Below are 25,494 nucleotides of genomic sequence, written 5' to 3'. Positions count from 1 at the left end.
GTTAACCTATGACCACCTTTAATATTGCCGGCTTGCAACTGGCCTTGAGCGCCAATCAGGACAATTTTGCCGTCATCCGCCAGCAGGTACTGGCCGCCAAACGGCGCTTTCCGGCGCTGGATATGGTGCTGCTGCCCGAACTGTGCACCTTTGGCCCGGCACCGCGTTTTGCCGAAACCCTGCCCGGCGCCACCGAGCAAAAATACTGTGAACTGGCGGTAGAAGCCGGCATCTGGCTGTGCAACGGCTCGCTGTTTGAACGCGATGGCGACCATATTTACAACACCAGCTCGGTGATTGCCCCTAACGGCAAAGTGCATTGCCGTTACCGTAAGGTGTATCCGTTTTTGCCCTATGAAGAGGGTATCAGTGCCGGTAATGACTTTACCGTATTCGACATTCCGGGCGTTGGCCGCTTTGGCCTGTCCATTTGCTACGACATGTGGTTTCCCGAGAGTATCCGTGCCTTAGTCTGGCAAGGCGCCGAAGTGATTTTGCACCCTACCCTGACCAACACTATCGATCGCAATATTGAGCTGGCTATGGCACGTGCCAATGCCTGCATGAACCAGTGCTATATGGTTGATATTAACTCTGCTGCCACTATGGGCGTTGGCCAGTCTATTGTTGCCGGCCCCGGCGGCGAGGTGGTGTATCAGGCGGGTGATCAGCAGGAAATTATTGTGCTGCAGCTCGATTTAGCCTATCTGCGCCGCGTACGCCAGCAAGGCTGGCAGCTGCTGGGCCAGCCGCTAAAAAGTTTTCGCGATACGGCTGTGCAGTTTCCGCAATATCAGCAGCAACGCTCAAGCTATCTGGACCAACTGGGCCCACTGCAAAAACCGGCGGGTAAAAACTGGACCAATGAAAGCTTTTAAACTGGTGCTTACCCGGTACCAGTCAGTTACCTATCCTGAACAAAAGTATAATAAATCAGCAAGGGATCAGAACAATGACAACATCAGCACGCCATACCGCTTTTAGCAAAGCCCCGCTGGCTCTGGCCGTTAGCTCAGCGCTGTTATTCAGTTATGCCAGCCAGGCGCAGCAAACTGACACTGAAACAGCCAAAACCGAAGCCAGTGTCGAGCGCATTACCGTCACGGCCAGCCGCCGGGTACAAACCGTAGAAGAAACGCCGTACAATATCTCAGTGATGTCCGGCAGTCAGCTGGAAGAAAAACACATTATTGACGCCGTTGATATGATGCGCGAAATGTCCGGCATCACGGTAGTCGACCGCGGTTATCGTAACTCCGGCGTGATAAACAACATTATTATCCGCGGCATGAACATCGATTCGGCCGGAAATGGCGACTTTGCTTTAAACGCCGCCCCGACGGTATCAACCTACCTGAATGACACGCCGCTGTTTGCCAACTTTGTACTCAAAGACATTGACGCCGTCGAGGTACTGCGCGGCCCGCAAGGCACGCTGTATGGTTCGGGTTCACTGGCCGGTACGGTGCGCTATAAAATGAACCGGCCGGATTTAACCGACATTAGCGGTAAGGTCTCCGACGTGCTAAGCCAGAGCAAGGGCTCTGAAGGTTTTAACCAGAACCTCGACCTGCTGCTGAATATGCCGCTGAGCGAGACCGTGGCTGTACGCGGTTACTTAGGCCGGATAGATAACGACGGTATCGTCGACTACGCCAATGTGTATCAGCTCGATGCCGCCGGTAAACCGGTAGCCCAGGGCAATGATGTTGCCAACGGCGGCCCGGTATTTATCGCGGTAGAAGATGCTGACACCGTTGAAATTGACTATGGCCGGCTGGCGCTGTTATGGCAGCCATCTGACAACTTTAACGCCTTGCTGTCTTATCAGTTTCAGCAGGATGACATAGGCGCCCGGCGTCAGGTAACCCGCGGCACTAACTGGGTCAGCGGCACTGAGCAGCGTTATAACGACTATCAGAACGGCGCCATTCAGCTTGAGCCCAGTGAACGCGACGTTGATGCCTGGGCCCTGGAGATGGAATGGGATCTGGGCTTTGCCACCGCCACCTCCAGCACGTCTGGCTACGATCATTCCGGCAATTCAGTCAGCGATAACAGCGGTTTTTATGCGCAAAATGGCTGGTTTTCCAATTACTACGGCGGCTCGCCGCGGCCAATGGCCAGTGCCAACCGCTTTTATCAGGATAAAGGCTTAAGCCAGGAGCTGCGGCTGGTGTCTAACGGCAAGCAAAGCCTGGATTGGATAGTCGGCCTGTTTTATCTGGATCAGGAAACCGCGTCCGGTCAGGACAGCCTGATGCCGGGCTTTACCGAGTGGGCGCTGGCCAGTGGCTTTGCCGATACCTTAGCCAGCTGGGGCGGTGTGCTGGGCGAGCAGGACTTTTACTACCGCGACCAGCGTAATATTAAAGACACCTCGCTGTTTGGCGAACTGACCTATCACTTTAGCGACAAGCTGCGCACCACGCTGGGCCTGCGCCATTTTAGTAACGACATTAGCAACGACACCATTATAGAGTTGCCGCTGTATCCGGGGGCGTCTGATGTCAGCTCTAAGGTAAAAGACAACGGCAGTTTGTTTAAACTAAACCTGGCCTATGACTGGTCGGCCAATACCATGCTGTACGCCACTATTTCAGAAGGCTATCGCCGCGGCGGCACCAGCGCGGTGCCCATTAGCGGCGGCTTTGCCGAAAACCCGGCTTACCTTAATTATGCCTCTGACAGCGTGTTAAATATGGAACTGGGTGTGAAGGGCAATACCGGCCGGCATTTCTACTCGCTGTCGCTGTTCCGTGCCGACTGGGACGATCCGCAGCTGAATATCCCGACACCAAACTGGGGTTTTTATGCCGCCGTAAACGGTGAGTCAGCCCGCTCACAGGGGTTAGAGCTGGAGCTGCGTGGCTACCTTAGTGAAGCGCTGCAATATAACTTTGGCTACACCTTTGTTGATGCCAAGCTAACGGCCGATTTAATTGCGCCAGCCGGCAGTGCCGCCAACCCACGCACTTACGTTTATGCCAAAGACGGTGAGCAGTTACCCAGCATGGCCGAGCATACGCTTAGTGCCGGTTTAAGCCACAGCTATGATTTGGGCAGTGGCTACTATCTGGTGAGCTCGGCCAGTGCTTACTACCAGTCGGAGTCACGCAATGCGCTGGGCAGCAACCCCAACTTTGCCATAGATCTTGATAGCTTCTGGCTGGCCAATATCGGCACCAGTTTGTATGCCGACAACTGGACGCTGTCGTTATTTGTACGCAACCTGTTTAACGAAGATGGCGTAACCGGCACCTTGTCTGAAGGCTACATGGGCACCGCGCCAGAGCAAAACTTCTACGGCAATGCCTCGAAAGACTATATCAGCCAGCCGCGCACTGTTGGTCTCAGTGTCAGTTATCAGTTCTAAGCTGACACCGCTAAAGCCACAGTTGTCGCAAAGCGCAACTGCGGCTACAGTGGGCTTTGTTATTGCCAGCATCCGGACCTTATGACTGACGCCAACACCCTGCTACAAGGCTTTTATCAGGCCGCCGCGCAGAAAAACCTGCCGGCGGCTGCTACCGCAGTACAGCAACTGACGCAGCATCACCGCCAATTGCCGGACAGCTGGCTGGCGGCCAGTTTATTTGCCGAATACAGCGGCCAGTTTGCTAAAGCATTGCAGGCAGCCGATATTGCCCTGAGCCTTAATGCTAAGGCGCCGGCCTTGCTGTTGCGCCGTTTGCATTGTCTGCAGCGCTGCGGCCACACCGCTTTAGCGCTGACTCTGGCACAGCAGCTGTGCCAGAGCCTGCTGCCAGATGCCGATTTTCTCAGCGAACTGGCGCTGCAATGCAGCCAGCTGCAGCAGTTTGAGCAGGCCGCAACCCTGTATCAGCAAGCACTGACATTACAACCGCAAAATGGCACCCTGTATTACAACTATGCCACTATGCTGCGTTTTTCTGGCCAGCTGGCAAAAGCCGAGCAGATGCTGGATCAGGCCATTGCCCTGCAGCCCCACGATGCCGACGCCTGGCATTTACGCAGTAATTTGCGCAAACAGCAACCGGACAATCATCATTGCGCCGGCTTAACGGCCCTGCTACAACGCGACGATTTAAGCCCGAAACAGCGGGTGCAATTGCATTATGCGCTGGCCAAAGAGCTGGAAGATTTACAGCAGTATCCGCAGTCTTTTGCTCAGTTAGCAACAGGCGCCACGCTGCGCCGGCAGCATATTAATTATCAGCTGCAGGATGATCTGGCGGTGATGCAGCTTATTCAGCAGCAGTTTAGCGCTGACTTTTTCCGCCAGCCCAGATCAGAAGGTTATCACAATAGCGAAGCGGTATTTATTGTCAGTATGCCACGCGCCGGTTCAACGCTGGTGGAGCGCATGCTGGGTTGCGATGCCAAGATACAACTGGCCGGTGAGCTGAATAATTTTGCCAGCCAGCTTAGCCGTCTGGCGCAGCAGCAAGCCGGGCGCAAGCTGGATAAAACCGCGCTGGTGCAGCAGGCTGGCCAATTGGATTATGCTGCTTTAGGCCGCGCTTACATCGACAGCACCCGGCCACTTACCGGTAACAAGCCGCACTTTGTCGATAAGCTGCCGCTGAATTTTTTGTATGTCGGCCTGATCCATCTGGCCCTGCCGCAGGCAAAAATCATTCATGTGCAGCGTAATCCGATTGATCATTGCTACGCTATCTACAAACATTTGTTTGCCGATGCCTATCCGTTTTCCTATCAGTTAGACGAGCTGGCGCAGTATTATCAGGCCTATCAGGCACTGATGGCACACTGGCAACAGGTGCTGCCGGGCGTTATTCATACCGTGCAGTATGAGGAGTTAATCCGTCAGCCCGAGCAGCAGAGCAAAGCACTGTTTGCACACTGCGGCCTGAGCTGGAGCGAGCGCTGCCTGCAGTTTCATCAGCAGAACCGCCAGGCCAGTACCACCGGCAGTGCCAGCCAGGTGCGCCAACCCTTGTATAACAGCTCAGTGGCGCGCTGGCGCTGTTATCAGCACGAGCTGGCCGAGTTAATCAGCGCCTTCCCTGACGCTGTCTCACCGGTTTAAGCTGCCAGTACCGAGCGCAGCAGCACATCCAGCTTATCCAGCCCCTGCTGCAGCACATCGGCTTCAATGGTCAGCGGTGGCAAAAACCGCAGCACATTGCCGTAAAAACCGCAGGACAATAAAATCAGGCCGTGTTTGCTGGCATTGGCGATGATCTGCTGGGTTAGGGCGACATCGGGCTCAGCCTGCTGCATAAATTCCACCGCGATCATCGCGCCGAGCTGACGCACTTCAGCAATACGCTGAGGAAACTGCTGCTGCAGCGCCGTTAACCGCGCGACAAAGGCTTCACCTATAATATTGGCCTGCTGACACAGGTTGTCTTGTTCAATCACCTCCAGTACCGCCAGTGCAGCGGCGCAGGCTACCGGTGAGCCGCCATAGGTGCCGCCTAAACCACCCGGCAGTGGGGCATCCATAATCTCGCTTTTACCCACCACCGCCGCCAGTGGCAAACCAGCGGCGATGCCCTTGGCCATGGTGATAAGGTCGGGTTCAACACCACTGTGTGCCATGGCAAACATCTTACCGGTGCGGCCAAAGCCGGTTTGAATTTCATCAGCAATCAGCACTATGCCATGCTGATCACACAGCTGACGCAGCGCCTTAAGCAGCTCAGCCGGTGCCTGATAAAAACCGCCTTCGCCCTGCACCGGTTCAATAATAATGGCGGCTACATCGTCGGGGGCAATATCAACCTTAAACAGCTTATGCAGTGCTGCCAGGCTTTGCTCAGTACTGACGCCATGCAGCGCCATCGGAAACGGCAAATGATAAATATCGGCCGGGAAAGGGCCAAACAGCGTTTTGTACGGCGCTACCTTGCCGGTTAACGCCATTGTCATATTGGTGCGGCCATGAAAACCGCCGCTAAAGGCAATCACACCGCGGCGGCGGGTGTGGGCGCGGGCAATTTTAATGCAGTTTTCTACCGCTTCAGCGCCGGTGCTGACAAAGATAGCTTTTTTTGCGCTGCTGCCCGGTGCCAGCCGGGTCAGTTTTTCTGCCAGCTCGACCGCTTCGGCATAGGGGTTAATCATCAGGCAGCTATGGCTAAAGCGCGCCAGCTGGGCCTGCGCCGCAGCAACCACTTTGGGATGCGCATGGCCGGTATTGCACACAGCGATGCCGGTGCCAAAATCGATATAACGGTTACCTTCGACATCCCACAGCTCGGCATTTTTCGCCCGCTGCACATATACCGGATACAAATTGCCCTGGCCGCGCGCAATAACGGCCTGCTTACGCTGTTGTAGCTGCTGATTGGTCATAAAACTGCCTTTTTATAAAATTGCTTTGTTAAAGCCCACCTAAACACAGGTATTTAATATCGGTGTAGTCATCCAGGCCGTATTTAGAGCCTTCACGGCCATAACCGGATTGCTTCACGCCGCCAAAGGGCGCCGCTGCATTGGAAATAATGCCTTCGTTAATACCGACCATGCCAAACTGCAACGCCTGCGCCACGCGAAACACCCGGCCGATATCGCGGCTGTAAAAGTATGCTGCCAGGCCATATTCAGTATTGTTGGCCAGCGCAATCGCCTGTTGCTCGGTATCAAACGCCATTAACGCCGCTACCGGGCCGAAGATTTCTTCTTTGCTAATCGCCATATCGGCGTTTACGTCGCTGATTAAGGTCGGCTGAAAAAACTGTCTGCCTGTGCTGTGGCGGCTGCCGCCCAGCAACAATTTTGCGCCGCCGTCCAGCGCGCTCTGTTGCAGTTGCGTTACCTTTGCCACGGCTTTGTCGTCGATTAAAGGCCCAATTTGGCTGCCATCGGTTAAGCCATCCGCCACGTTCAACTGTGTCATGGCTATGGCCAGTTTATCGGCAAAGGCCTGATACACGCTGCGCTGCACTAAAATGCGGTTGGCACAAACGCAGGTTTGACCGGCATTGCGAAACTTGGCGGCCATCAGGCCCTGTACTGCAGCGTCTAAATCGGCATCGTCAAACACGATAAAGGGCGCGTTACCGCCCAGCTCCATCGACACCCGTTTTACGCCGTCAGCACATTGCTTTAACAGTTGCTTACCCACGGCAGTAGAGCCGGTAAAGCTGAATTTTGCCACCGCGGCATGCCGGGTTAATACCTCGCCAATGCCTTTAGCGTCAGTGCCTGCCACCACATTAAACACACCTGGTGGTATGCCGGCTTGGTGAGCTAATTCGGCCAGTGCCAGTGCCGACAATGGTGTTTGCTGCGCCGGTTTGACCACAAAGGTACAGCCGGCGGCCAAAGCCGCTGCTGCTTTACGCGCTATCATTGCATTAGGGAAGTTCCATGGTGTTATCGCCGCCACTACACCAACCGGCTGGCGCTGCACAATAATGCGTTTATCGTTGGAGGGCGCCGGTATGGTATCGCCATACAGCCGCTTGGCCTCTTCGGCAAACCACTGTATGTAGGCTGCACCATAGCCAATTTCGCCTTTAGCCTCACTAAGCGGTTTGCCTTGCTCCAAGGTTAACAAACGGGCTAAATCATCCTGATGCTGCATAATCAGCTGATACCAGGCTTGCAGCAAAGCGGAGCGCTCTGCTGCCGGTTTGGCAGACCAGCCGGCAAAGGCCTGATCTGCCGCCAGTACCGCTTGCTCAGCGTCAGCGGCGTCAGCACTGGCAATTTTTGCCAGCAGCTGTTGATTAGACGGGTTTACCACATCAAAGCGGTTATCGTGTTGCTGCCAGCTGCCGTTAATATAAGAGCCATGTTTAATTAAGGCACTGCATGTGATCTGTTGCATAACGAACTCCTGTTAAGTGTGACTATTGCATCATGGTAGCAGACAAGGTTAAATACCAAACATTCAACACTTAGTTTGAAAATTATCAACCTATGGCCAAATTGCCGAAAAACTTAAGTCAGCACGACATTAAACTGCTGCGTGTTTTCCAAACTGTGGTGGACTGTGGGGGCTTTACCGCCGCCGAAACCGAGCTGAATATTGGCCGTTCAACCATCAGTATTTATATCAGCAACCTGGAGCAGCGCTTAAAGCTCAGCTTGTGCCAGCGCGGCCGGCAGGGGTTTTCACTAACGCAGGAAGGACAGGCGGTGTATAACGCTATCCAGCAACTGGAGCAGGCGCATCAGCAATTTAGCCAGCTGGTGGCCGGTTTAACGGATGAATGCAGCGGCGAGCTGGTGATTTTAACCGCTGATCAGCTGGATCAATCGCGGCTGAACTTACTGAGTAAACTTTGTGCCGCGCTGCAACAACAGGCGCCGCAGCTGCAATTGGCGCTTGATGTGTTACCACTGCAGCAAATTGAACTGGCGTTACTCAAAGATCAGGCGCATTTGGCGCTGATGCCGGGCTACCGCCAGATTGATGGTTTGCAATATCAGCATGTGTTCAGCACGCCGATTTTTTTATGCTGTGCCGCCAGCCATCCGTTGTTTGGTGTATCTGACGCTGCGATCAGTGACGAGGTACTGGCACACTACCCGGCCATTCACCCCGGTGTGGATATTAACCCGGAAGGGCGTAAACAACTGCAGAAGCTACAGGCCGGTGCCCGCGCCTATCAGTTTGATACCCGGCTGGCGCTGCTGTTGTCCGGCGGTTATATCGGCTTTTTACCCGAAGAGATTGCCCGGCCCTATATCGACAGCCAGCAGCTGCGTTATATCAAGCCCGGCGACTACCAGTACCCGTTTAATCAGTCTATCGTCAGCAAACAGACGCCGCGAGACAGCGCCAAAGTGCAGCTGGTGCTGAATATTCTGCAAACTTTATTAACCTGACCATCTTTGTAGCATAAAAAACGGCGGGCCAAGGCCCGCCGTTTTAAGTATCAGGCTGGCGGATCAGAAGCGATAGGCTAAGCCCAAAGACGCATTACGACCATTAATAGTGCGGGCACGGATAATGCCGTTAGCCGGTACTGAGCCTTCTTCAGCTTCTGTCAGGCCAATTTCGTCAAACACATTATTAATATTCAGCGACACGGTCAGGTTTTCTGCCAGAGTGTAACTGGCAAAGGCATTGACCTGGGTATAACCACTGAACTTCAGGTCATTGTTATCCTGCGCATAAGCGGCAGTAGAACCTACCAGGCTTACGCCCAGCTGAGCCTGCTCAAAGAAGTAGCGCGCCAGCAGATTATAAACAAAATCTGCCTGCCGCCTTGGGGTATTACCCACTACGTCCGGGCTGAGTGCATCTTTGCTGATTTCAGCATCGGTCCAGGTAACCGAGCCACGCATATCAAAATCACCAAGACGGTAGCTGCTTTCCAGCTCAATACCATGCGCCTTGTACGTGCGGTCAAAGAAACGCTGACTGGTGGCTTCAAAATTTTGCTCTTCGGTTTCGGCAAAAAACAAGGTAGCAAACAGGTTTAAATTGCCGTGCCGGCTTTTACTGCCCAGCTCGTACTGGGTCACTTCATCTACAGCGTCTTCTTTGGCTACGCTGCCATCAGCATTCACTTTGCCAAACAATAACCGGTCAGCATTGGCGCGGCCACCTTTACTGATACGGCCAAACATGGCCCAGTCTTTATTAAACTGATAGTTAGCACCGGCCGAGTAAGAATTGTAGCCCCAGCTGTAATTCACAATGCTGGCATTGGCTAAGTCGATACCGGATACACTTTGCTCCACCTGACTAATGACACCATCGCTGTTCATATCGCGACTACTTTGTACTGCACCGGCATAGCTGCCCGAGGCGCTGCCGATATCGCGGCGGATACTGGCATCCAGCGATAAATCGCCATAGGCCCAGCTTACGCCGGCATAAGGCGCTTTAGTACTGTAGTCGGTATCATAGTTGCGCTGACAACAATTACCCCAAAACGGCACACCATAAGCCGTCAGGCCCTGTTCGGAAAACGCCGTACCATCAGCGGCAGTGACATTTAACAGCTCAGCATTGTTACCTTTTAACGCCATTAAATACGAATTCCATAACCATGACATGCTGATACTTTGATCGGCGATGTAATAACCTACATTTACATCAACCTCGCCGAACCGGCGTGACAGCTTTAAGTCGTTAACCATAGAGCCAAAGTCATCGATTTCAACGTCAAAGGTGTGAATACGCATGGCGTTTTCTGCGGTGTAGGCAGAACCGGCATTGGGCCCTACCGCATAAGTTAAGTTAGCACCGGCGCCGGCGATACTGTCGGCAATACCCTGTGCATTACCCACTTCTGCCGGAAACAGGGTATTAAAGTTGCCACTGACATCACTGACACGAAAACGGTTTTCCAGCGTCCAGCCTTCGGTTAAATCAAACACCGCTTCCACGCCAACGCTGTTGACTTTCGGGTTCATGCCATCGCGCACATCACCGCGCGAAATCTGGTTATCGCCATTTAAGCGCACGGTTTGGGTTAAATATACCGATTGCAGCGTGTCTGAGCCGGCGTCATAGCCCGGTACTGAGCTGCCATCGGCAAACATCGGCATCGGCATATAGCTGGTGGCTTTGTCATTTAAATGTTTAAAGTACAGCCGCACATAGCCGGTATTAAACTCTTTAGTCAGGTTGCCCTTTAGCTGAAAGCCTTGCTCGCCCTGATAACCCGGGTCACGCACACCTTCGCCCTGACGTACAAAACCGCCCAGATGAAAGCGCATATCGCTGTTGATCTCACCGCCGTAATCAAAATCGGTGCGGAAACTGTCGTAATCCAGCCCGGTGGTAAAGGCGATACTACCGCCGTTTTCTTCGCCGGTTTTACTGACAAAGTTAATAATACCGCCCGGCGAATTACTGGCGGTGGTGCTAGCCGAGCCGCCACGGATCACGTCCAATCGGGCCAAACTGGCATCGGCACGCAGAAAAATATCAGCATTACCAAAGGCAATATCGCCAAACTGCAGCACCGGCAAACCATCTTCCTGCAGGGTCAAAAACTTAGCGCCGCCAGACGCTACCGGCAAGCCACGTACGGCAATATTGGCGTTACCTTCGCCTCCGGTAGCTTCACTGCGCACGCCCGGCAGCATGCGGAAAATCTCAGCGGTACTGCGCGGCGTGGCCACGGTAATATCATCCAGTGTCAGGCTGCTAACCGACACGCTGGATTGCATAACCGTTTGCTTGCGCGATATCGCACCGGTCACCACTATGCGTTCAAAGCCTAAACCTTCGCTGTCTGATTGTGCTGCCGACTGGTCAGTATTAGTTTCTTGCGCCAGCGCTGCGCCACTGCTTAGCGCCAGTGTGACAGCTATAGCGAGTAAAGCTGGTGTTAAATTATACTGTTTCATTGTCTATCTCCCGTGTTGAAGTCGCGATCTATTCTTTGGATAGTCTGCTTATAACTTAATCGTTTAAGTGCTGTTACAATAAAAAGCCTAGCCGGAAGACATCTGCTCCAGCTTAGCTTTGGCTGGCTGTTTCAGCCAGTTATATAACATTGCCAGTGCCAGCAAGGCGGAAAACAACGTCGCCAGATAAAAACCGGCGGTGACATCGTTAGCCCAGTCACCCAGCACAGCCATTAACGCCGGTGCCACCGCCGCCGCCAGTGCGGTAAACGCCAGCAACAAGCCGGCCACAGCGCCATGCTGTTGTCTGGCAAAGCAGCTGATGCCTTTGGAATTCAGCGTGGGGTAAATCATCGACATAAACAGCCCGGACAACGGCATCAACCATACCGCAACCTCTTTACCACCCAGCATACTGGCGGCAAAGCAGGCAAAGATGCACAGCGTAAATACTGCCATCACGCTGCTCCAGCAAAAACGGCTTAAAATAGCCGTCGCCAAAAAGCGTCCCAGCGCGCGCAGCAGAAAAAATACGGTTATCGCCTGAGCTGCTAACAAACTCCAGCGGCCGTCGTAGTCGGCCAGCAAGGTCGGTAGCCAGACAAATATTGCCACTTCACAGCTGACATATAGCGCTATGGCAAGCGAAAACCCCAGCGCATAGCGATCTTTTAACAGCGCCAGCGAGCGGCGCAGCGATACCTGCTCAGCTGCGGCCTGATACGGCGGATAAGGCAAACGCGCCGACATCACCACTAACAAGGTGCAGAATAAGCCGGCCAGCAAATACAGCGATGTCCAGTGGATAGCAGCGGCAATCATTAGCGCCACCAACGCCGGGCCCACAATGGCGCCGATAGCAAAGAACCCCTCTACCGTGTTCATGGTGCGGGTATGGCTTTGGCTATCAGGGCTGATATCACCAATTAACGCCAGCGCAGCGGTTTTAAAAATACCGATAGCCAGGCCACACAGGCCCATTAACAAGATAAAAAACAACGCACTGTTGCCAGCCATAAAGGCATAGCAGGATACCGCATACAGGCTTAAACCAACGATAATCAGCTTTTTACGGCCCAGTTTATCGGCCAGCCGGCCTAAGAATAGCCCGGCCAAACCAATCGCCAGCATAGGTACATAATGAAAGGCGCTGGCCTGAAACATGGTTAGCTGATATTCCGCCATGGCTTCAGGGATGATCACGCCCACCGCATCAGTGGTCATGGCAAAGACAAAAAACATCAGGTAGGTCATCCAGCGCACCTGGCGCTGCAAATCTCTGCCTGTTACCAAGTTTCCGGCTGCCCCGACAGCCTGACGCTTCGCATCAGTAGTAAGCATAGTGTTTCCCCGTTTATGTTGTTTGTTAATGCCGGGTGTAAGCGCACCATGCTTAACAAACTTATCTGAACGCTACGCTTTATCATTCAGACCGGTTTTATTATTGGCCGGGGGTTGACAAAGTCGTCCGTTGGCTTAAAGCTATATCTTAATCGTTTAAGAAGCAAATATTTTTTCAGGATTATTTTCATGACGCCTCAACAGAATGCCAACCAGATCCAGCTAATCACCTATATTGACCGGCTTAGCGGCGGTACTATCAAAGACTTACACACTATGCTGCAGGGCCCGCTGGCCGGCTTATTTGATGGTGTGCACTTGCTACCGTTTTATCCGCCGATAGACGGTGAAGACGCCGGCTTTGACCCCACCGACCACACCGCCGTAGACAGCCGGCTGGGTAATTGGGCCGATATCCGCGCGCTGGCGGCGGATTATCCGCTGATGGCTGACATGATCGTTAACCATATGTCGGCGCAGTCGCCGCAGTTTGTTGATGTGCTGGAAAAAGGCGAAGCCTCACCCTACTGGCCGCTGTTTTTAACCCGCGATAAAGTCTTTGCCAAAGATGCCGCGGCAGAGCAACTTGCCGCCGTATACCGGCCACGGCCGACACCGTTTTTTACCGATATCGCCCTGAAAGATGGCCGTAAAATCCCGTTTTGGACCACCTTTACCGCCAACCAGATTGATATTGATGTTAGCTCTGCCGCCGGTAAAGCCTACCTGCAGGCCATCTTGGACCGCTTTACTGAAAACGGCGTGAAATATATCCGCCTGGACGCCGCCGGCTACGCCATTAAAAAAGCCGGCACCCGCTGCTTTATGCTGCCGGAAACCTTTGAATTTATTGCCGCCTTATCTGAGCAAGCCAAAGCACGCGGCATGCTGTGCCTGGTTGAAATTCACGGCTATCATCAAACCCAGATTGACATCGCTAAACGCTGCGACATGGTATACGACTTTGCCCTGCCGCCACTGGTGCTGCATACCTTGTTCAGCCGCAATGCCGCTGCATTGAAACACTGGCTGGATATCGCGCCACGCAACTGCATCACCGTACTGGATACCCATGATGGCATTGGTATTGTTGATGCCGCCGATTATCAGGGCCAGCCGGGCTTACTTACCGATCCAGAGCTGGACAGCCTCGTAGAAACCATTCACGCCAACAGCAAAGGCAGTTCAAAACTGGCCACCGGTAATGCGGCCAACAATGTCGATTTGTATCAGGTGAATTGCAGTTTTTATGATGCGCTGGGCCAGAACGACCAACAGTATTTACTGGCGCGCGCCATTCAGCTGTTTTGCCCGGGCATCAGCCAGATTTATTATGCCGGCTTACTGGCAATGCCCAACGATGTTGAGCTGTTACAACAAAGCCACGTCGGCCGTGATATCGGGCGGCCTTATTTAAACGCAGAAAAAGTCGCTGCCGCATTGCAAAAACCGGTGGTACAAGCGTTATGCAAGCTTATTACCTTACGACGTAGCCTGCAGGCTTTTAACGGTGATTTTAGCCAGCAGCTGACAGAGCACGATTATCAACTGCAATGGCAGTATCAGGGCCACCGCGCCAGTTTGCATATTCAGTTAGCCAGCTTGGCGGCCACACTGCACTGGCAAGCGCCCGATGCAGCCGCACAAAGCCTGAGCCTGGAAGCTTTGTACCAGAGTGTGCTTTAACTGCTTTCGCCCAGGCGCAGCTGGTAAGGTAATAGTTGTGAACTGTCGTCAGCGCTTAAAAAGGCTCTGACGGCAGCCTCACCTTTAGCATCACTGAATTGCCACACCGACGTTAGTGTCGGGTGGTAGCGCAGCGTTTCTTCAATGCCGTCAAAGCCGACAACACGGATATCCTCCGGAATACGTAAGCCCAGTTGCAGGGCTTCACGCATCGCACTTAAGCCTATCAGATCGCTCATGCACAACAGTACTGTAGGCCTGGGGCTCATAGCCAGCACCGCCTGGGCCGCCTCTCTGGCGTAGTTTTGGTTACTCTCGGGTATATGCCACACATAGTCTGCAGAGAGGGTTAAGCCACATTGCTGCATCGCCCTTTGGTAACCATCTAAGCGGCGGTGCGCTATCGAACTTTGATTGTCCCACATCGGCTTATCGCCCACTGGCTGGCTGTTGGCTGCATCTATTAAACGCAAGCCCAACACGGCCACGGTATCCTTTGGCCGCAATACCGCCATGGCGCTGTCAAACGCTGCTTGTTCGTTGTCGATGTTGACCGAAGGGCGGCCGGCTAAGTCAAAATCTACCGTCAACACGCGTTTATTGGATTTGCGCAGTTGCTCTATTAAACCGGTATTGCGCGGCGCGCCGTAGCAAATAAAACCGTCGACAAAATCACTGATGGCTTCCAAGTTAGTGGCCTGTCCGGAAAACAGCAGCAAATGCAACTGATGCCGCTCCAGCTCACGGCTTACGCCCTGCAAAAACTGGCTGGCTACCGGGTCGCTTACCATATATTCCAGCGAGTCAGATAAAATGACCGCCACTATGCCCGAGCTCCCCTTGCGCAGCGACTGTGCCGCTTTGTTCGGGCCAAAATAGCCCAGCTCATGGCAGGCCTGCAGTATTTTCTGCCGCAGCGCCACCGACAACTGATCCGGCCGGTTAAAGGCGTTAGAGATGGTTGCCGTGGAGACACCCAGGTTTTTTGCTACGCTTTTTAGGGTTAATTTACTCATCATGCCAGTGGTTTTTTACTATCTTCTTAATCAATTAAGTTATATGATTTTGCCATCAATGGCGACTGCTTTTCGCTGTATTTAACAATGTAACATTAAAGGAAGCCAGCATGCTTGCAGTTATTGGAGAGAATGTGGTGGATATGCTACCCGGCGCAGACGGCTTGTATCGCGCCTGCCTTGGCGGCTCGCCGTTTAATGTTGCTATTGCAGCGGCGCGGCAAGCTGTTGCAGTGTGCTATGTATCGCCACTATCACAAGATCATTTCGGCCAACAGTTTGCCCGCTATCTGGCCGATAACGGTGGCGCCTATGGTCCGGCGTTTTTCAGCAGCGCGCCCACGTCTGTTGCCATGGTCAGCATTAATGCGCAGCGCCAACCGCAGTACAGCTTGTATCGTCAGGGTATTGCCGACAGAGATATCAGCGCGGCGCAACAGATTGCCGCCTTACCCTCTGCCTGCAAACTACTGCATTTAGGTTCACTGGCGTTAGAGCCAGAAGATGGCGAGCGCATAACGGCGGTGATAGCGGCGTGTCAGGCCAGACAAGTTAAACTGGCGGTAGATATTAACGTGCGCATTAACGCAGTAACCGATGTCGTGGCCTATCGCGCCCTGCTGTTACAGGTGATTGCCCAAAGCCAGTTTATTAAAGCCAGCGACGAAGACTTACAGCTGTTGTTTCCCGAGCTTAACCTTACTCAGGCGCTTGGCGCGCTGCGCGATTGTGCGCCAGACGCCTTGCTGGCACTGACCGAGGGCGAAAAAGGCGCCAGCCTGTACTGGCAGCAGCACCACATCAGCCTGCCGGTTATTGCCGCCACGCCCTTTGTTGACACTGTCGGCGCCGGTGATACCTTTTGGGCCAATTTACTGGCGGCTTTGTTAAAACCCGGTCTGCCCACGGCAGCAGATATCAGCACGGCACAACTGACACAATGCCTGCAGCGCGCCATGTTAGCCGCCAGTTTAAATATCGCCCAAGCCGGCTGTAACCCGCCACATAGCAATGAGCTGGACGACGCCTTATTGCAGCTGCCAGCCGCGGCGCAATAACGTTATAAACCGCTGCTGCGGGCGACCCGCCGGGCTATGGCTTGGTGCAACAGCGCCGGGTTAGCACACAATAAGCTAAACTGTTGCTTGGCGCGGGTAATGCCGGTGTACAGCAATTCGCGGCTCAACAGCGGGCTGTTATCGGGCGGCAGCACCAGGCAGCAGTGGTTAAACTCTGAGCCCTGCGATTTATGCACCGTAATGGCAAAGGCGGTTTCGACTTCGGTTAAGCGGCTGGGTAGCACCCACTTTAGCGTACCGTCAGAGAGCTGAAACACCACCCGCAGCTGGTTAGTGTCCGGGTCTGGCAACGTAATGCCGATATCACCGTTCATTAAGCCTAAGCTGTAGTTATTGCGCTGCATCATCACCGGCCGGCCGGCGTACCACTGTGCTCTGGCATCAATTAAGCCAGCTGCCGTTAACCACTGCGCAATAAGCAGATTAAAGCCTTCCACGCCCCAGTCACCGCTACGTAGCGCACACAGCAGCTGAAAACGGCTGTAGCCACCCAGCACAGTGCGCGCCCATTGTTCGCGCCCGCTCTGTGTATTGTCTGCGCTTTGCTGCATCAGCTGCAGATATTCACGGTAGCCCGCCAGCGCAGTGGCTTTTACTGCCTCGGGCGTATTGCCGGCTAACAACCTGATATCAGCAAACTGGTCAAATAACGCCTGCGCGGTCGTATCGCCAAGGTTAACTGCCGCCGCCAGCATGCCAATACCCGATTTGGCATCAAACCTGTGGCTGTGGCGCAGCATTACTGTGGCCTGATTAAGCGCACTGCCGTCTCCTTGCCAGCTAGTTAACGGCAAATCGCTGTACGGGCTGAGTAAGGCCAGGCTGCTACTGTTATAACCGCCCAGTTCGGCACCGCGGCATAAATCACCCAGCACTGAGCCGGCTTCTACTGAGGATAATTGATCTTTATCGCCCAGCAATACCAGCTGCGCCTGCGCGGGCAGTGCAGCGAGCAGTGCCGCCATCATTTCTAAATCGACCATTGAGGCTTCATCAACCACCAGCACATCCAGCTGCAGCGGGTTGTCAGGGTGGTGGCGGAAGCTGCGCCGGTTTGGCACCGCGCCCAGCAGCCGGTGCAAGGTTGTCACTTCGGTTGGCAAACGCTGCAGCTGCTGCGGCGATAATTGCTGAGACAATTTCGCCCGCGCGCCGCTAATCGACTCGGTTAAGCGTACCGCGGCCTTACCGGTGGGGGCGGCCAGCTTGATCGTCAGCTCGGTGTGGTTAAGCTCTGCGCCCTGCTGCAACAGCGCCAGCAGTTTTACTACTGTGGTGGTTTTGCCGGTACCCGGGCCACCGGTAATAATGGCAAAACGCCGCTGCAGCGCCATAGCGCAGGCCAGTCGTTGCCAGTCTGGCTGGCCTGGCCCGCCGGGTGGAAATAACCGCTCAAGCCCGGTTGCCAGCTCAGCGCTTAGCGGCAGCACCGCATTTAGCCGCTGTGCTAACTGCTGTTTTACCTGCTGCTCGGCCTGATACAGCCGGTGTAAATACAGCCGGTTGTCTGCCAGCACCAAAGGCGCGCCGGCCTCGCCCTGCAACCAACGGCTTTGCGCCAGCGCCTGCTGATAATCCTGCAGTGTCAGGCCTTGCAGCAGGTTAGACGGCCGGTCGCTAAAGCGTTGTAAAAACTGGTTTTGTGGCGGCAAACTAAGCAAAGCATCCGGATCGGACAATAGATCCTGCAATAAAATACAGCTGTGGCCACGGCCATACTGATGACATAACAAGGCAGTAAGCAGCCACACCAATGGCTTAGGCTCGGCCGCCAGCTGATGCAGGGTATGCGGTAGTTGCACATCCAGTGCCCTAAGCCAGCGCCTGTCGGCCCAGCGCTGCAACAACGCCTGCATCTGGCTTAAATCTGTCAGCGCGCTGTCGGCGGTTTTACTACTGCTGAATAAATCAAACTGCATGGTCAGTCTCCCTCTGCAGCGGCTCACCGGCAAATAAGGCGTCTAACTGGCGTAGCAGCTTAACATCGGCCTCTAGCAGCAGCTGGCCCGGCGCAGGCGCGCGGATAAACCAGTACAGCGCCCCGCCGATATACTGCTGCGGTGCTTGCAGATAACCGGGCTGACGCAGTTTTAGCAAGCGGTGCAGTGCCAGCATATACAGCGCTGCCTGCACATCGTAGCGCTTGTGCAGCAGCATTTGTTGCATGGCCGGCTCGCTGTAGGCGCTGTCATCCGGCCCCAGCCAGTTTGATTTATAATCCAGTACCCAGTAGCGGCCATCGCCGCCTTGCAGCGTTAAGTCGATAAAGCCTTTTAGCATGCCGTTAAGTGTGTCGGGCAGCAGCGCCGGCCGTGGCTGACCGGGTAAGATGGCGGCGCTTACCAGCGCATCCAGCTGCAACACCTTGACGTGACAGCTTTGCAGCCAGAATTCCAGCTCGGCGCGTACCTGTTGCAAGCCCGACAAGGCTAACTGCGCCCCGACTAACCGCGTTTGTAGCATCTGCGCCAGCCAGGGCGTTAACACCGGCTGCCAGTCAAGCCAGTTTTGCTCTGTTAAACGCCGCTGCAGCAAGGCGCTGATAAAGCCGGCGTCGCAGTTGGCAAAGCCGTGCTGCTGCGCATCTTCCAGTAACTGGTGTAAAAAGGTGCCCGGCACCGCGCCGCGCGGAAAATCATGTATCGACAGCTGCTGCTCGCTGTAGGCTGGCTGCTCGTTCGCTTCTTCCTGCAACAAGGCATCCAGGGCGGTATCGGCAGCCAGTTGCGCCGTTGCCGCTGCGCCGTCTGGTGTGCTGCCGGTGCGTAATGCCGAATAACTGGCGATCCACCAGGCTTCGCGTTTTAGCGCGCTATCAAGTACAAGCGCTGGTGTCAGGGCGCTGTGTGCCTGCGGCGCACTAAAGCGGCAGGGCGCCGGTATCGGCCGCTGCTGCCAGGGTAGTGCGCCAAGTAGCGCTGTCAGCTCTGGCAGGTCTGGCTCGTCACTGACACCAAGCAGATAACCCACAGCGCTTTGCACCAGCTTACTTTTTTTCGACGCCCCTTCGCTAAATAGTGCTAAGCCCAACCAGCAGGCATACACCGGCCGGGTCAGAGCTACATACAATAACCGGATGTCTTCCAGCAGCCGCTCGTGTTCGGCCTGTTGTAAAGCGGCGTCATCCGGCGTTAAGTCCAGCACCATTTGGCTGCCATTAAAGTAGCGTTGCGGCTGGCCTTTTTTGGCACTTTTAAAGCCGCAGATAAAGGGCAAAAATACCAGATTATATTGCAGGCCCTTACTTTTATGGATGGTAACCACCTGCACCAGCTGCTGATCGCTTTCCAGCCGCAGCTGCTGCTCATCGCCGCTTTTCGGGTTATCCAGTTGCTCGGCCAGCCAGCGCAGTAAGCCGCTTTCACCGTCGCGTTGCTGGCTTTCACTTTGCAGCAACTCAGCCAAATGCAGCACATTGGTTAAGCGCCGCTCGCCTTGCTCCTGCGCCAGCCACTTGGCCGGCAGGGCAAAATAATGCAGCCAGCTGCTTAGCATTGCCAGTACGCCTTTAAAGCGCCAGATCTGGCGAAACTCCCGCACCTGCTCGGTAAGTTGCTCCCAGGCCTGCTCGTCGTTAAACCACAGCGCCAGCTGGGTATCGCTGTTATCGCACAGCGGCAGCGCCAACGCCGCGCGCAGCAAACTTTCATCGTCCGGTTGCTGGCAGGCGCGCAGCCACTGCAGTACCGCCTGCGCTTCGGCACTTTGGAAAATAGATTCGTTATCTGACAAATAAACCGAGCGCACATTACGGGCCGATAGCTCACGGCGGATCAGGGCCGCTTCGTTACGATCCCGCACCAGGATAGCAATATCAGCCGGTTGCAGCGCGTCAAAGCCGTTATCGCTGGCAAAGCCGGCCTGAGCGGCACTGGCCTGCTGCAGTAAGTTGGCTATTTCATCGGCGCAGGCCTGTGCCATCAGCGCCTGATAGCCACCTTTTTTTAGCTCGCTGGCATCGGTGTCCGGCAGATAGTAATTTACCGCCGGCAGCGGGTTGCCTGCCAGCATCAGTTGGGCTGTTTTGCCTCTGGCCCTAACCGGCAAAAATGGCAGTGGCGTAGTGTCGCTGTTGCCAAAGCCAAAGGCGCCGCGCTGCTGCTCAGCCAGGGTAAACAACTGGTTTACCCCGTCCACCAAAGGCTCTGTCGAACGAAAGTTAGTGCTAAGGCTGTAATGGCGGCCAGACGTCAGCTCGCGGGCATGCAAATAAGTGTGTAAGTCGGCACCGCGGAAGCTGTAAATGGCCTGCTTAGGATCGCCAACCATGATCAGGCCGGTGTCAGTACTTTGCACATCGGGATAGATGGCGCGGAAAATGGCAAACTGCAGCGGATCGGTATCCTGAAATTCGTCTACCATTGCCAGCGGATACTGGGCGCGAATGCGCGCTGCCAATACCGTACCGGCTTCACCCTGTAAGGCATGATGCAGTTGCAGCAATAAATCATTAAAGTCGAGCTCGGCGCGCGCCCGTTTCTGGCTGGCAAACTCGGCCACCAGCCATAAGCCGGCATGGTGGCGCACACTTAGCGCCAGCTCGGGTTTGTTATCCAGCAAGGTACAGCTGTGGTTAAACAACTCGAATAACGGGTGGCTAAGTAGCGGTTGGCCTTTCTTTTGCGCCGCAGCCAGCTTAGCGGCACTGAATTTTTGCACCATGGCAGCAAAGTCGGCGTCGCGGCTGTTTAGCCGTTTCGGCTCGGCCAATATAGCCTGCCACCACTGCCGCTCGGCGCTCCAGCTGGCGGCGCGGTATTTATTGCCGTTTAACCAGCCGTTGGCGTAAGCGTCGTCCAGCAACATTAACGCATCGGCGCTTAACGCCTGCTGCAGTTGCTGGCAGTGGTTATCCAGTTCGGTTTGCCACTGTAGCAGCGGCGCTGCCGCAGCGGCCGGGCTTAACGCATCAGGCAACGGCTGGCCAGCAGCATTAAATTGCAGGTTTACCGCATCGGCCTGCAGCCAGGGCCTGATATCGTTAAGTAAGTCGGCCGGCGATGTGGCAATAGCCCCCAGTGCCTGCAATACCGTGGCATTGTCTAGCGGGTATAAAAAACGGCGCCAGTAATCACAGGCCAGCATATGCAGCAGCTGCTGATTATCATCGCTTAGCGCTTCGCCAAAGCGCATGCCGGAGTCGAAGGCGTGTTCGGCCAGCATGCGCTGACACCAGCCGTGTATGGTAAAAATGGCCGCTTCGTCCATCCACTCGGCGGCGGCGCTTAAGCGCGCAGCGCAAGCGGCATAGTGCGGTGGGGGTATATCGGCCAGTACGCGGCTGATAAATTCATCATCGCTGTGGCCCTGGCGAAATGCCGCTGCGGCATCGACCAGCCGGGCGCGAATGCGATCGCGCAGCTCTGCGGTGGCCGCCCGGGTAAAGGTAACGACTAAGATTTCCGGTGGCAGTAATGGCCGGCTAAAGCCTGCGCCTGTATTGGCGTTAGCGCTGCCGCCCGCTGCCGCGCTACTGCCATGCCCAAGCACCAAACGCAAATACAGCGCGGCCAGGGTATAGGTTTTACCGGTACCGGCGCTGGCTTCAATTAGGCGGTTGCCATGCAGCGCAAAACTTAGCGCATCTAACGGCTGTACTGCACTCATGCGCCACCCTCCTGCTTAGTTTGCTCTGCCAGCGGGGTTTGCAACAGAGGACCATACAGCTTTTGCGCCCAGGCAGCAAAACCGGCCTGCTGTAAACTGGCAAAATCGGGGTAATAGCGTTGTAGCTCAGGCGCGCTTTCCAGCTCACCGCTAAAGTTATAACCGCCTTCAAACAGTTCGCGGCATTTGGCTTCGTCCTGGGTTTGTACAAAACACAGCGCGGTTTTTGGCATCAGCGGTAGCGGTTGCTGCAGGCCTTGCTGCCAGTACTGCACTAACGCATCTAACTGCAAGGCGGCGCTGTGTTGCGGCTGGGCTAATAACTGCACCGCATCGTCCAGACCAAACTGGTGGGTAGTCAGTGCCTCACCCTGGGCATTGGCAGCCAGTTGCTGCAGCCAGCTGGTGCGCAGCGTGTGCCAGCGCAGCTCACCTTTATTGCGGATAGCGCTGGGCCTGAGCTGTAACAAAGCCTGCTGACCACAGCGGCTTTGATAGACATTGGTTAAGCTGTCCTGCAGCATAATGCCCGCCGGGTTAAGCATCAGTTTTAGCGGCGTAGCGCGGCGCTGCCAGTCGATACCGCTGGCACGGTAACGGGCAAATACTACCTTGGCTTCACGGCCAATTTCAGCCGCGCTTAAACTGCCAAATAACGCCAGTGGCAGTTTGGCTTCGCGCGCCAGTTGCGCCATAGCGGCGTCGACGTCGAGCTCGGGCTCAATTAACAGCTGCTGCAACAACTGCTGTTTTAGCTGATACAGCTCAAGCGTATTTAACGCAAAGGGTTCGGCGTCTTCGCTGGCCAGCTCGCTTCTGTAAAAGCGGGTTTTAAAGCGTTGCTGTAAATAGTGCCGGCACGGATTGGCTAAAAAATCGTCCAGCAGGCGCAAGGTTAACAGTGGCAGCTCGGGCAGCGGCGCACTGTGGCTGATTAGCGGCGCAGACGTTTGATGGGCGCCCTGCCATTCATGGGCGTAGGTGGCGTAGTTGCCATTAAAATACTGCCGTGAAAACGGCTGCAGCGGGTAACTGTGACACAGCGCCACGGACGGTTTTTGCCCGGATGGGTGCTGCCAGCCGCTGTCGACTAAGTCCATCAGCTGGCTTAGCAGTACGCTGGGTGGCAGTTCGCTGTTGTTGCGGATATCACGGCCCACCCAGCTTAAATACAAGGCGGCGCGCGCACTGAGCAGCGCTTCTAAAAACAGGTAGCGGTCGTCATCACGGCGCGAGCGGTCGCCGGGCCGGTAGTCGCCGGCCATTAAGTCAAAATCATCGCGCATGCGCGAGCGCGGGTAATCGCCATCGTTAAGGCCCAGCAAATAAATGCGCTTAAACGGAATGGCCCGCATTGGCATTAAGGTAGAAAAGGTCAGGCTGCCGGCTAAAAAGCGCTGACTTAAGCCGCTACTGCCGGCTTGTTCCAGCCAGGCGTCGCGCAATACCGCTAAGGGCACAGTGGCGCTGAAATCACCACTTTGGCCTGCGGCCACCAGTGTTGTAATGGCTTCGGTTAAGCGGGCATAAATCAGTTGGTCCTGCTCGTCGCTAAAATCGAACATACTGTGCAGCAAGCCGTTGTCGCTTAGCAGCAGTTGTTGCCAACCGCTCAGGCTATGCCCGGTTTGGCCGGATAACAGCAGATGCCAGCGTTTTAACTGCTGAATAAACTGCAATACCGGCCCCAGTTCGGCGGCGGCCAACCCCGCTACCTCGGCATAGGGCGCGCGATCTTGCCACAGCGGCACATCACCAATGGCAAAACCGAGTAACATCCGCTCTATAGCGAACATCCAGCTGTAACTGTTGCCGGGCGCGGCCAAATCCAGGCTGGCGCGCTGCTGGGCATCCAGCCCCCAGCGCACGCCGGCTTCGGTCAGCCATAGCCGTAATTGCGGCAGTGCCTCATTGTTAATACCGAAGCGGCGCTGAATGGCCGGCACATCGAGTAAGTCACAGACATCACTTAAACTAAAACGCTGGCCGGGTAAATCCAGCAGGTATTCCAGCGCCAGCATTAACGGCTGGCTGCCGCGCAGGCTTTGATCGGCCAGGGTGTAAGGCAAAAAACGCGCATCATCATGCGCCAGGCGGCCAAACACGGCATGCACATGGCTTTGATACTGGCTGATATCGGGCGTCATGATGATCACATCGCGCGGCTTTAGCTCAGGGTCGGCGGCAAAGGCGGCGATCAGGTTGTCCTGCAAAATTTCCACTTCACGCTGACGGCTATGGGCCAGGTGAAAACTAATACTATCGTCATCGGCAGCTAACAGCCGCGGCGGCTGCGGTGTCGGGTTAAGCTCCAGCATGTCTTGCTGCAGCTGGGCTAACAGCGGTAAAGCCGCAACATCGGCTACCGGCTCAGAGAATAAATCGATACGGCCGTTAAACCAGTGCTGATATTGCTCGCTGTGGTCAAAGGCATCCAGCAGGCTGATATAGTCGCGGCCCTGCTTACCCAAACTGGCCAGCAATATCGGCGCATGCAAATACAGAGCATCGGTATCCAGCACCGGTGGCAGGCCAGGTTTGCGGCCATGACGTTTTTGCGCGGCGCGCACGTCATCTTTAGCGGCGGAAATGTCACCCCAAAAATGCCGGCACGGGTTAAGCACGCTCAGCAGTACCTGACGCTGTGCGCCCAGTGCCGCCAGCAGCTCTACCGTTTGTTGTGGCAGTGACGATACCCCGAATATCACGATGCGATCCGGCAGTAAGTCTGGCCGCGCCAGTTTACCCTGTTGCAATGCCTGCAGTGCCGTACTGTGCACGTCAGCACGGCTGGAAAATGCCAACTCCCCCACCACGCTGGCCATCTGGCTTTGCAGCAAACGCCACAGCGCCGGTTGCCACAGTTGATCTTCTGCCACCTGTTGTTGTTTGCTGTTGGGTAACAAATTGCTGCCACTGCGCCAGCTTTGCAGCCAGTCGGCACGGTATACCTGGTATTGGTCAAACAAATCGGCTAAACGCAGCGCCAGCTGATAGCTTTTACGGCCATCACTGTCGTCCTGCAAATAGCGTTGCAGCGGCTGATACACGGCGTCGGTTAGCTGTGGCAGCATGCCCAGTAAGCGCCAGCTCAGGTTCATTTTGTCGTACGGCAGGCTGGTAGGAATGTCGTCGCCCAGCACCGCCCGGTACAGCTGCCAGACAAACTGGTTTGGCAGCTCCACTTTTAAGCCGGCGGCAATGCCGGGGTGGCCGTTGGCGGTTTCTGCCAGCGCCATTTTCAGCCACTGCGCTATGCCGTTACTTTGCACCAGTATTTGTTCAGTACCCAGCACCGGCACGGGGTCTTTGCTCAGCCATTGCACCAACAGCTCGCGCAGCGTTTCCAGCTGATTGGCGTGAATGACAACAAAACCGGCTTCTGGCATACGAATTCTTCGGCAAAACAACATGCTGGCAGGTTAGCACAGCGGCCTGCATTTGAGAACGCAGCAGTGAAATGGCTGTCGTTAAGCTGCTAACCCTGACAATTT

At 55.0% G+C, this 25,494-nt stretch carries 14 protein-coding genes; 6 read left to right on the top strand and 8 right to left on the bottom strand.

Going from position 1 to position 25,494, the window contains the following annotated elements:
• The first annotated feature begins 8 nt into the window (after positions 1–8).
• The 3 genes from MN202_RS09730 to MN202_RS09720 all read left to right on the top strand — a co-directional run bounded on the left by MN202_RS09730 (position 9) and on the right by MN202_RS09720 (position 5,035).
• Complete coding sequence (locus MN202_RS09730; protein ID WP_335735924.1) at positions 9–878, top strand: carbon-nitrogen hydrolase family protein; 870 nt, start codon at positions 9–11, stop codon at positions 876–878.
• Positions 879–952: 74 nt separating this feature from the next.
• On the top strand, positions 953–3,376 hold the full coding sequence (locus MN202_RS09725) for a TonB-dependent receptor (RefSeq protein ID WP_335735923.1): 2,424 nt from the start codon (positions 953–955) through the stop codon (positions 3,374–3,376).
• 81 nt (positions 3,377–3,457) lie between these two features.
• Positions 3,458–5,035 carry a tetratricopeptide repeat-containing sulfotransferase family protein gene (locus MN202_RS09720; RefSeq protein WP_335735922.1) on the top strand — a complete coding sequence of 526 codons (1,578 nt, stop codon included), beginning with the start codon at positions 3,458–3,460 and terminating at the stop codon, positions 5,033–5,035.
• Here MN202_RS09720 and gabT read toward each other — a convergent pair.
• Both gabT and MN202_RS09710 read right to left on the bottom strand, forming a co-directional pair.
• On the bottom strand, positions 5,032–6,306 hold the full coding sequence (gabT, locus tag MN202_RS09715; RefSeq protein ID WP_335735921.1) for a 4-aminobutyrate--2-oxoglutarate transaminase: 1,275 nt from the start codon (positions 6,304–6,306) through the stop codon (positions 5,032–5,034). The two genes, MN202_RS09720 and gabT, sit on opposite strands and share 4 nt — an antisense overlap.
• A 28-nt stretch (positions 6,307–6,334) precedes the next feature.
• Complete coding sequence (locus tag MN202_RS09710; RefSeq protein ID WP_335735920.1) at positions 6,335–7,786, bottom strand: NAD-dependent succinate-semialdehyde dehydrogenase; 1,452 nt, start codon at positions 7,784–7,786, stop codon at positions 6,335–6,337.
• A 92-nt stretch (positions 7,787–7,878) separates the two neighbouring features.
• Between MN202_RS09710 and MN202_RS09705 the strand changes: the two genes are divergently transcribed.
• Complete coding sequence (locus MN202_RS09705; protein WP_335735919.1) at positions 7,879–8,790, top strand: LysR family transcriptional regulator; 912 nt, start codon at positions 7,879–7,881, stop codon at positions 8,788–8,790.
• A 63-nt stretch (positions 8,791–8,853) separates the two neighbouring features.
• Here MN202_RS09705 and MN202_RS09700 read toward each other — a convergent pair whose 3' ends face one another.
• Positions 8,854–11,271: a TonB-dependent receptor domain-containing protein gene (locus MN202_RS09700; protein ID WP_335735917.1), complete on the bottom strand. Its 2,418-nt coding sequence runs from the start codon at positions 11,269–11,271 to the stop codon at positions 8,854–8,856.
• A gap of 87 nt (positions 11,272–11,358) precedes the next feature.
• Complete coding sequence (locus MN202_RS09695; RefSeq protein WP_335735916.1) at positions 11,359–12,612, bottom strand: MFS transporter; 1,254 nt, start codon at positions 12,610–12,612, stop codon at positions 11,359–11,361.
• A gap of 189 nt (positions 12,613–12,801) precedes the next feature.
• Between MN202_RS09695 and gtfA the strand changes: the two genes are divergently transcribed.
• Entirely contained in the window at positions 12,802–14,298 is a 1,497-nt protein-coding gene (gene gtfA, locus MN202_RS09690; protein WP_335735915.1) for a sucrose phosphorylase, read from the top strand.
• Here the strand turns inward: gtfA and MN202_RS09685 are convergent.
• Positions 14,295–15,317, bottom strand: coding sequence for a LacI family DNA-binding transcriptional regulator (locus MN202_RS09685; protein WP_335735914.1), 1,023 nt, complete (start codon positions 15,315–15,317; stop codon positions 14,295–14,297). The two genes, gtfA and MN202_RS09685, sit on opposite strands and share 4 nt — an antisense overlap.
• A 107-nt stretch (positions 15,318–15,424) precedes the next feature.
• Here MN202_RS09685 and MN202_RS09680 point away from each other — a divergent pair, with 107 nt between their 5' ends.
• Positions 15,425–16,372 (top strand): PfkB family carbohydrate kinase, encoded by a 948-nt coding sequence (locus tag MN202_RS09680; protein ID WP_335735913.1) that lies wholly within the window; start codon positions 15,425–15,427, stop codon positions 16,370–16,372.
• A gap of 2 nt (positions 16,373–16,374) precedes the next feature.
• Here the strand turns inward: MN202_RS09680 and recD are convergent, their stop codons facing one another.
• Genes recD through recC form a run of 3 tightly spaced genes read right to left on the bottom strand, consistent with a single transcriptional unit; the run spans position 16,375 to position 25,389 of the window.
• Complete coding sequence (recD, locus tag MN202_RS09675; RefSeq protein ID WP_335735912.1) at positions 16,375–18,312, bottom strand: exodeoxyribonuclease V subunit alpha; 1,938 nt, start codon at positions 18,310–18,312, stop codon at positions 16,375–16,377.
• Positions 18,302–22,000, bottom strand: coding sequence for an exodeoxyribonuclease V subunit beta (gene recB, locus MN202_RS09670; protein WP_335735911.1), 3,699 nt, complete (start codon positions 21,998–22,000; stop codon positions 18,302–18,304). Before recB ends, recD begins: the two co-directional genes overlap by 11 nt.
• Positions 21,997–25,389: an exodeoxyribonuclease V subunit gamma gene (gene recC / locus MN202_RS09665; protein ID WP_335735910.1), complete on the bottom strand. Its 3,393-nt coding sequence runs from the start codon at positions 25,387–25,389 to the stop codon at positions 21,997–21,999. The genes recB and recC overlap by 4 nt, the downstream gene beginning before the upstream one ends.
• Positions 25,390–25,494: the final 105 nt, after the last annotated feature.

The sequence above is a fragment of the Rheinheimera muenzenbergensis genome, from assembly GCF_036984005.1.
In the GTDB taxonomy this organism is placed as follows: Bacteria; Pseudomonadota; Gammaproteobacteria; order Enterobacterales; family Alteromonadaceae; genus Alishewanella; species Alishewanella muenzenbergensis.
The sequence above is the reverse complement of the archived record's forward strand: the minus strand, read 5'-3'. Positions and strand labels throughout refer to the sequence as shown.

Coding starts and splice junctions, on each gene's coding strand:
- MN202_RS09730 (WP_335735924.1), top strand. CDS start 9: ATGACCACCTTTAATATTGCCGGCTTGCAACTGGCCTTGAGCGCCAAT.
- MN202_RS09725 (WP_335735923.1), top strand. CDS start 953: ATGACAACATCAGCACGCCATACCGCTTTTAGCAAAGCCCCGCTGGCT.
- MN202_RS09720 (WP_335735922.1), top strand. CDS start 3,458: ATGACTGACGCCAACACCCTGCTACAAGGCTTTTATCAGGCCGCCGCG.
- gabT (WP_335735921.1), bottom strand. CDS start 6,306: ATGACCAATCAGCAGCTACAACAGCGTAAGCAGGCCGTTATTGCGCGC.
- MN202_RS09710 (WP_335735920.1), bottom strand. CDS start 7,786: ATGCAACAGATCACATGCAGTGCCTTAATTAAACATGGCTCTTATATT.
- MN202_RS09705 (WP_335735919.1), top strand. CDS start 7,879: ATGGCCAAATTGCCGAAAAACTTAAGTCAGCACGACATTAAACTGCTG.
- MN202_RS09700 (WP_335735917.1), bottom strand. CDS start 11,271: ATGAAACAGTATAATTTAACACCAGCTTTACTCGCTATAGCTGTCACA.
- MN202_RS09695 (WP_335735916.1), bottom strand. CDS start 12,612: ATGCTTACTACTGATGCGAAGCGTCAGGCTGTCGGGGCAGCCGGAAAC.
- gtfA (WP_335735915.1), top strand. CDS start 12,802: ATGACGCCTCAACAGAATGCCAACCAGATCCAGCTAATCACCTATATT.
- MN202_RS09685 (WP_335735914.1), bottom strand. CDS start 15,317: ATGATGAGTAAATTAACCCTAAAAAGCGTAGCAAAAAACCTGGGTGTC.
- MN202_RS09680 (WP_335735913.1), top strand. CDS start 15,425: ATGCTTGCAGTTATTGGAGAGAATGTGGTGGATATGCTACCCGGCGCA.
- recD (WP_335735912.1), bottom strand. CDS start 18,312: ATGCAGTTTGATTTATTCAGCAGTAGTAAAACCGCCGACAGCGCGCTG.
- recB (WP_335735911.1), bottom strand. CDS start 22,000: ATGAGTGCAGTACAGCCGTTAGATGCGCTAAGTTTTGCGCTGCATGGC.
- recC (WP_335735910.1), bottom strand. CDS start 25,389: ATGCCAGAAGCCGGTTTTGTTGTCATTCACGCCAATCAGCTGGAAACG.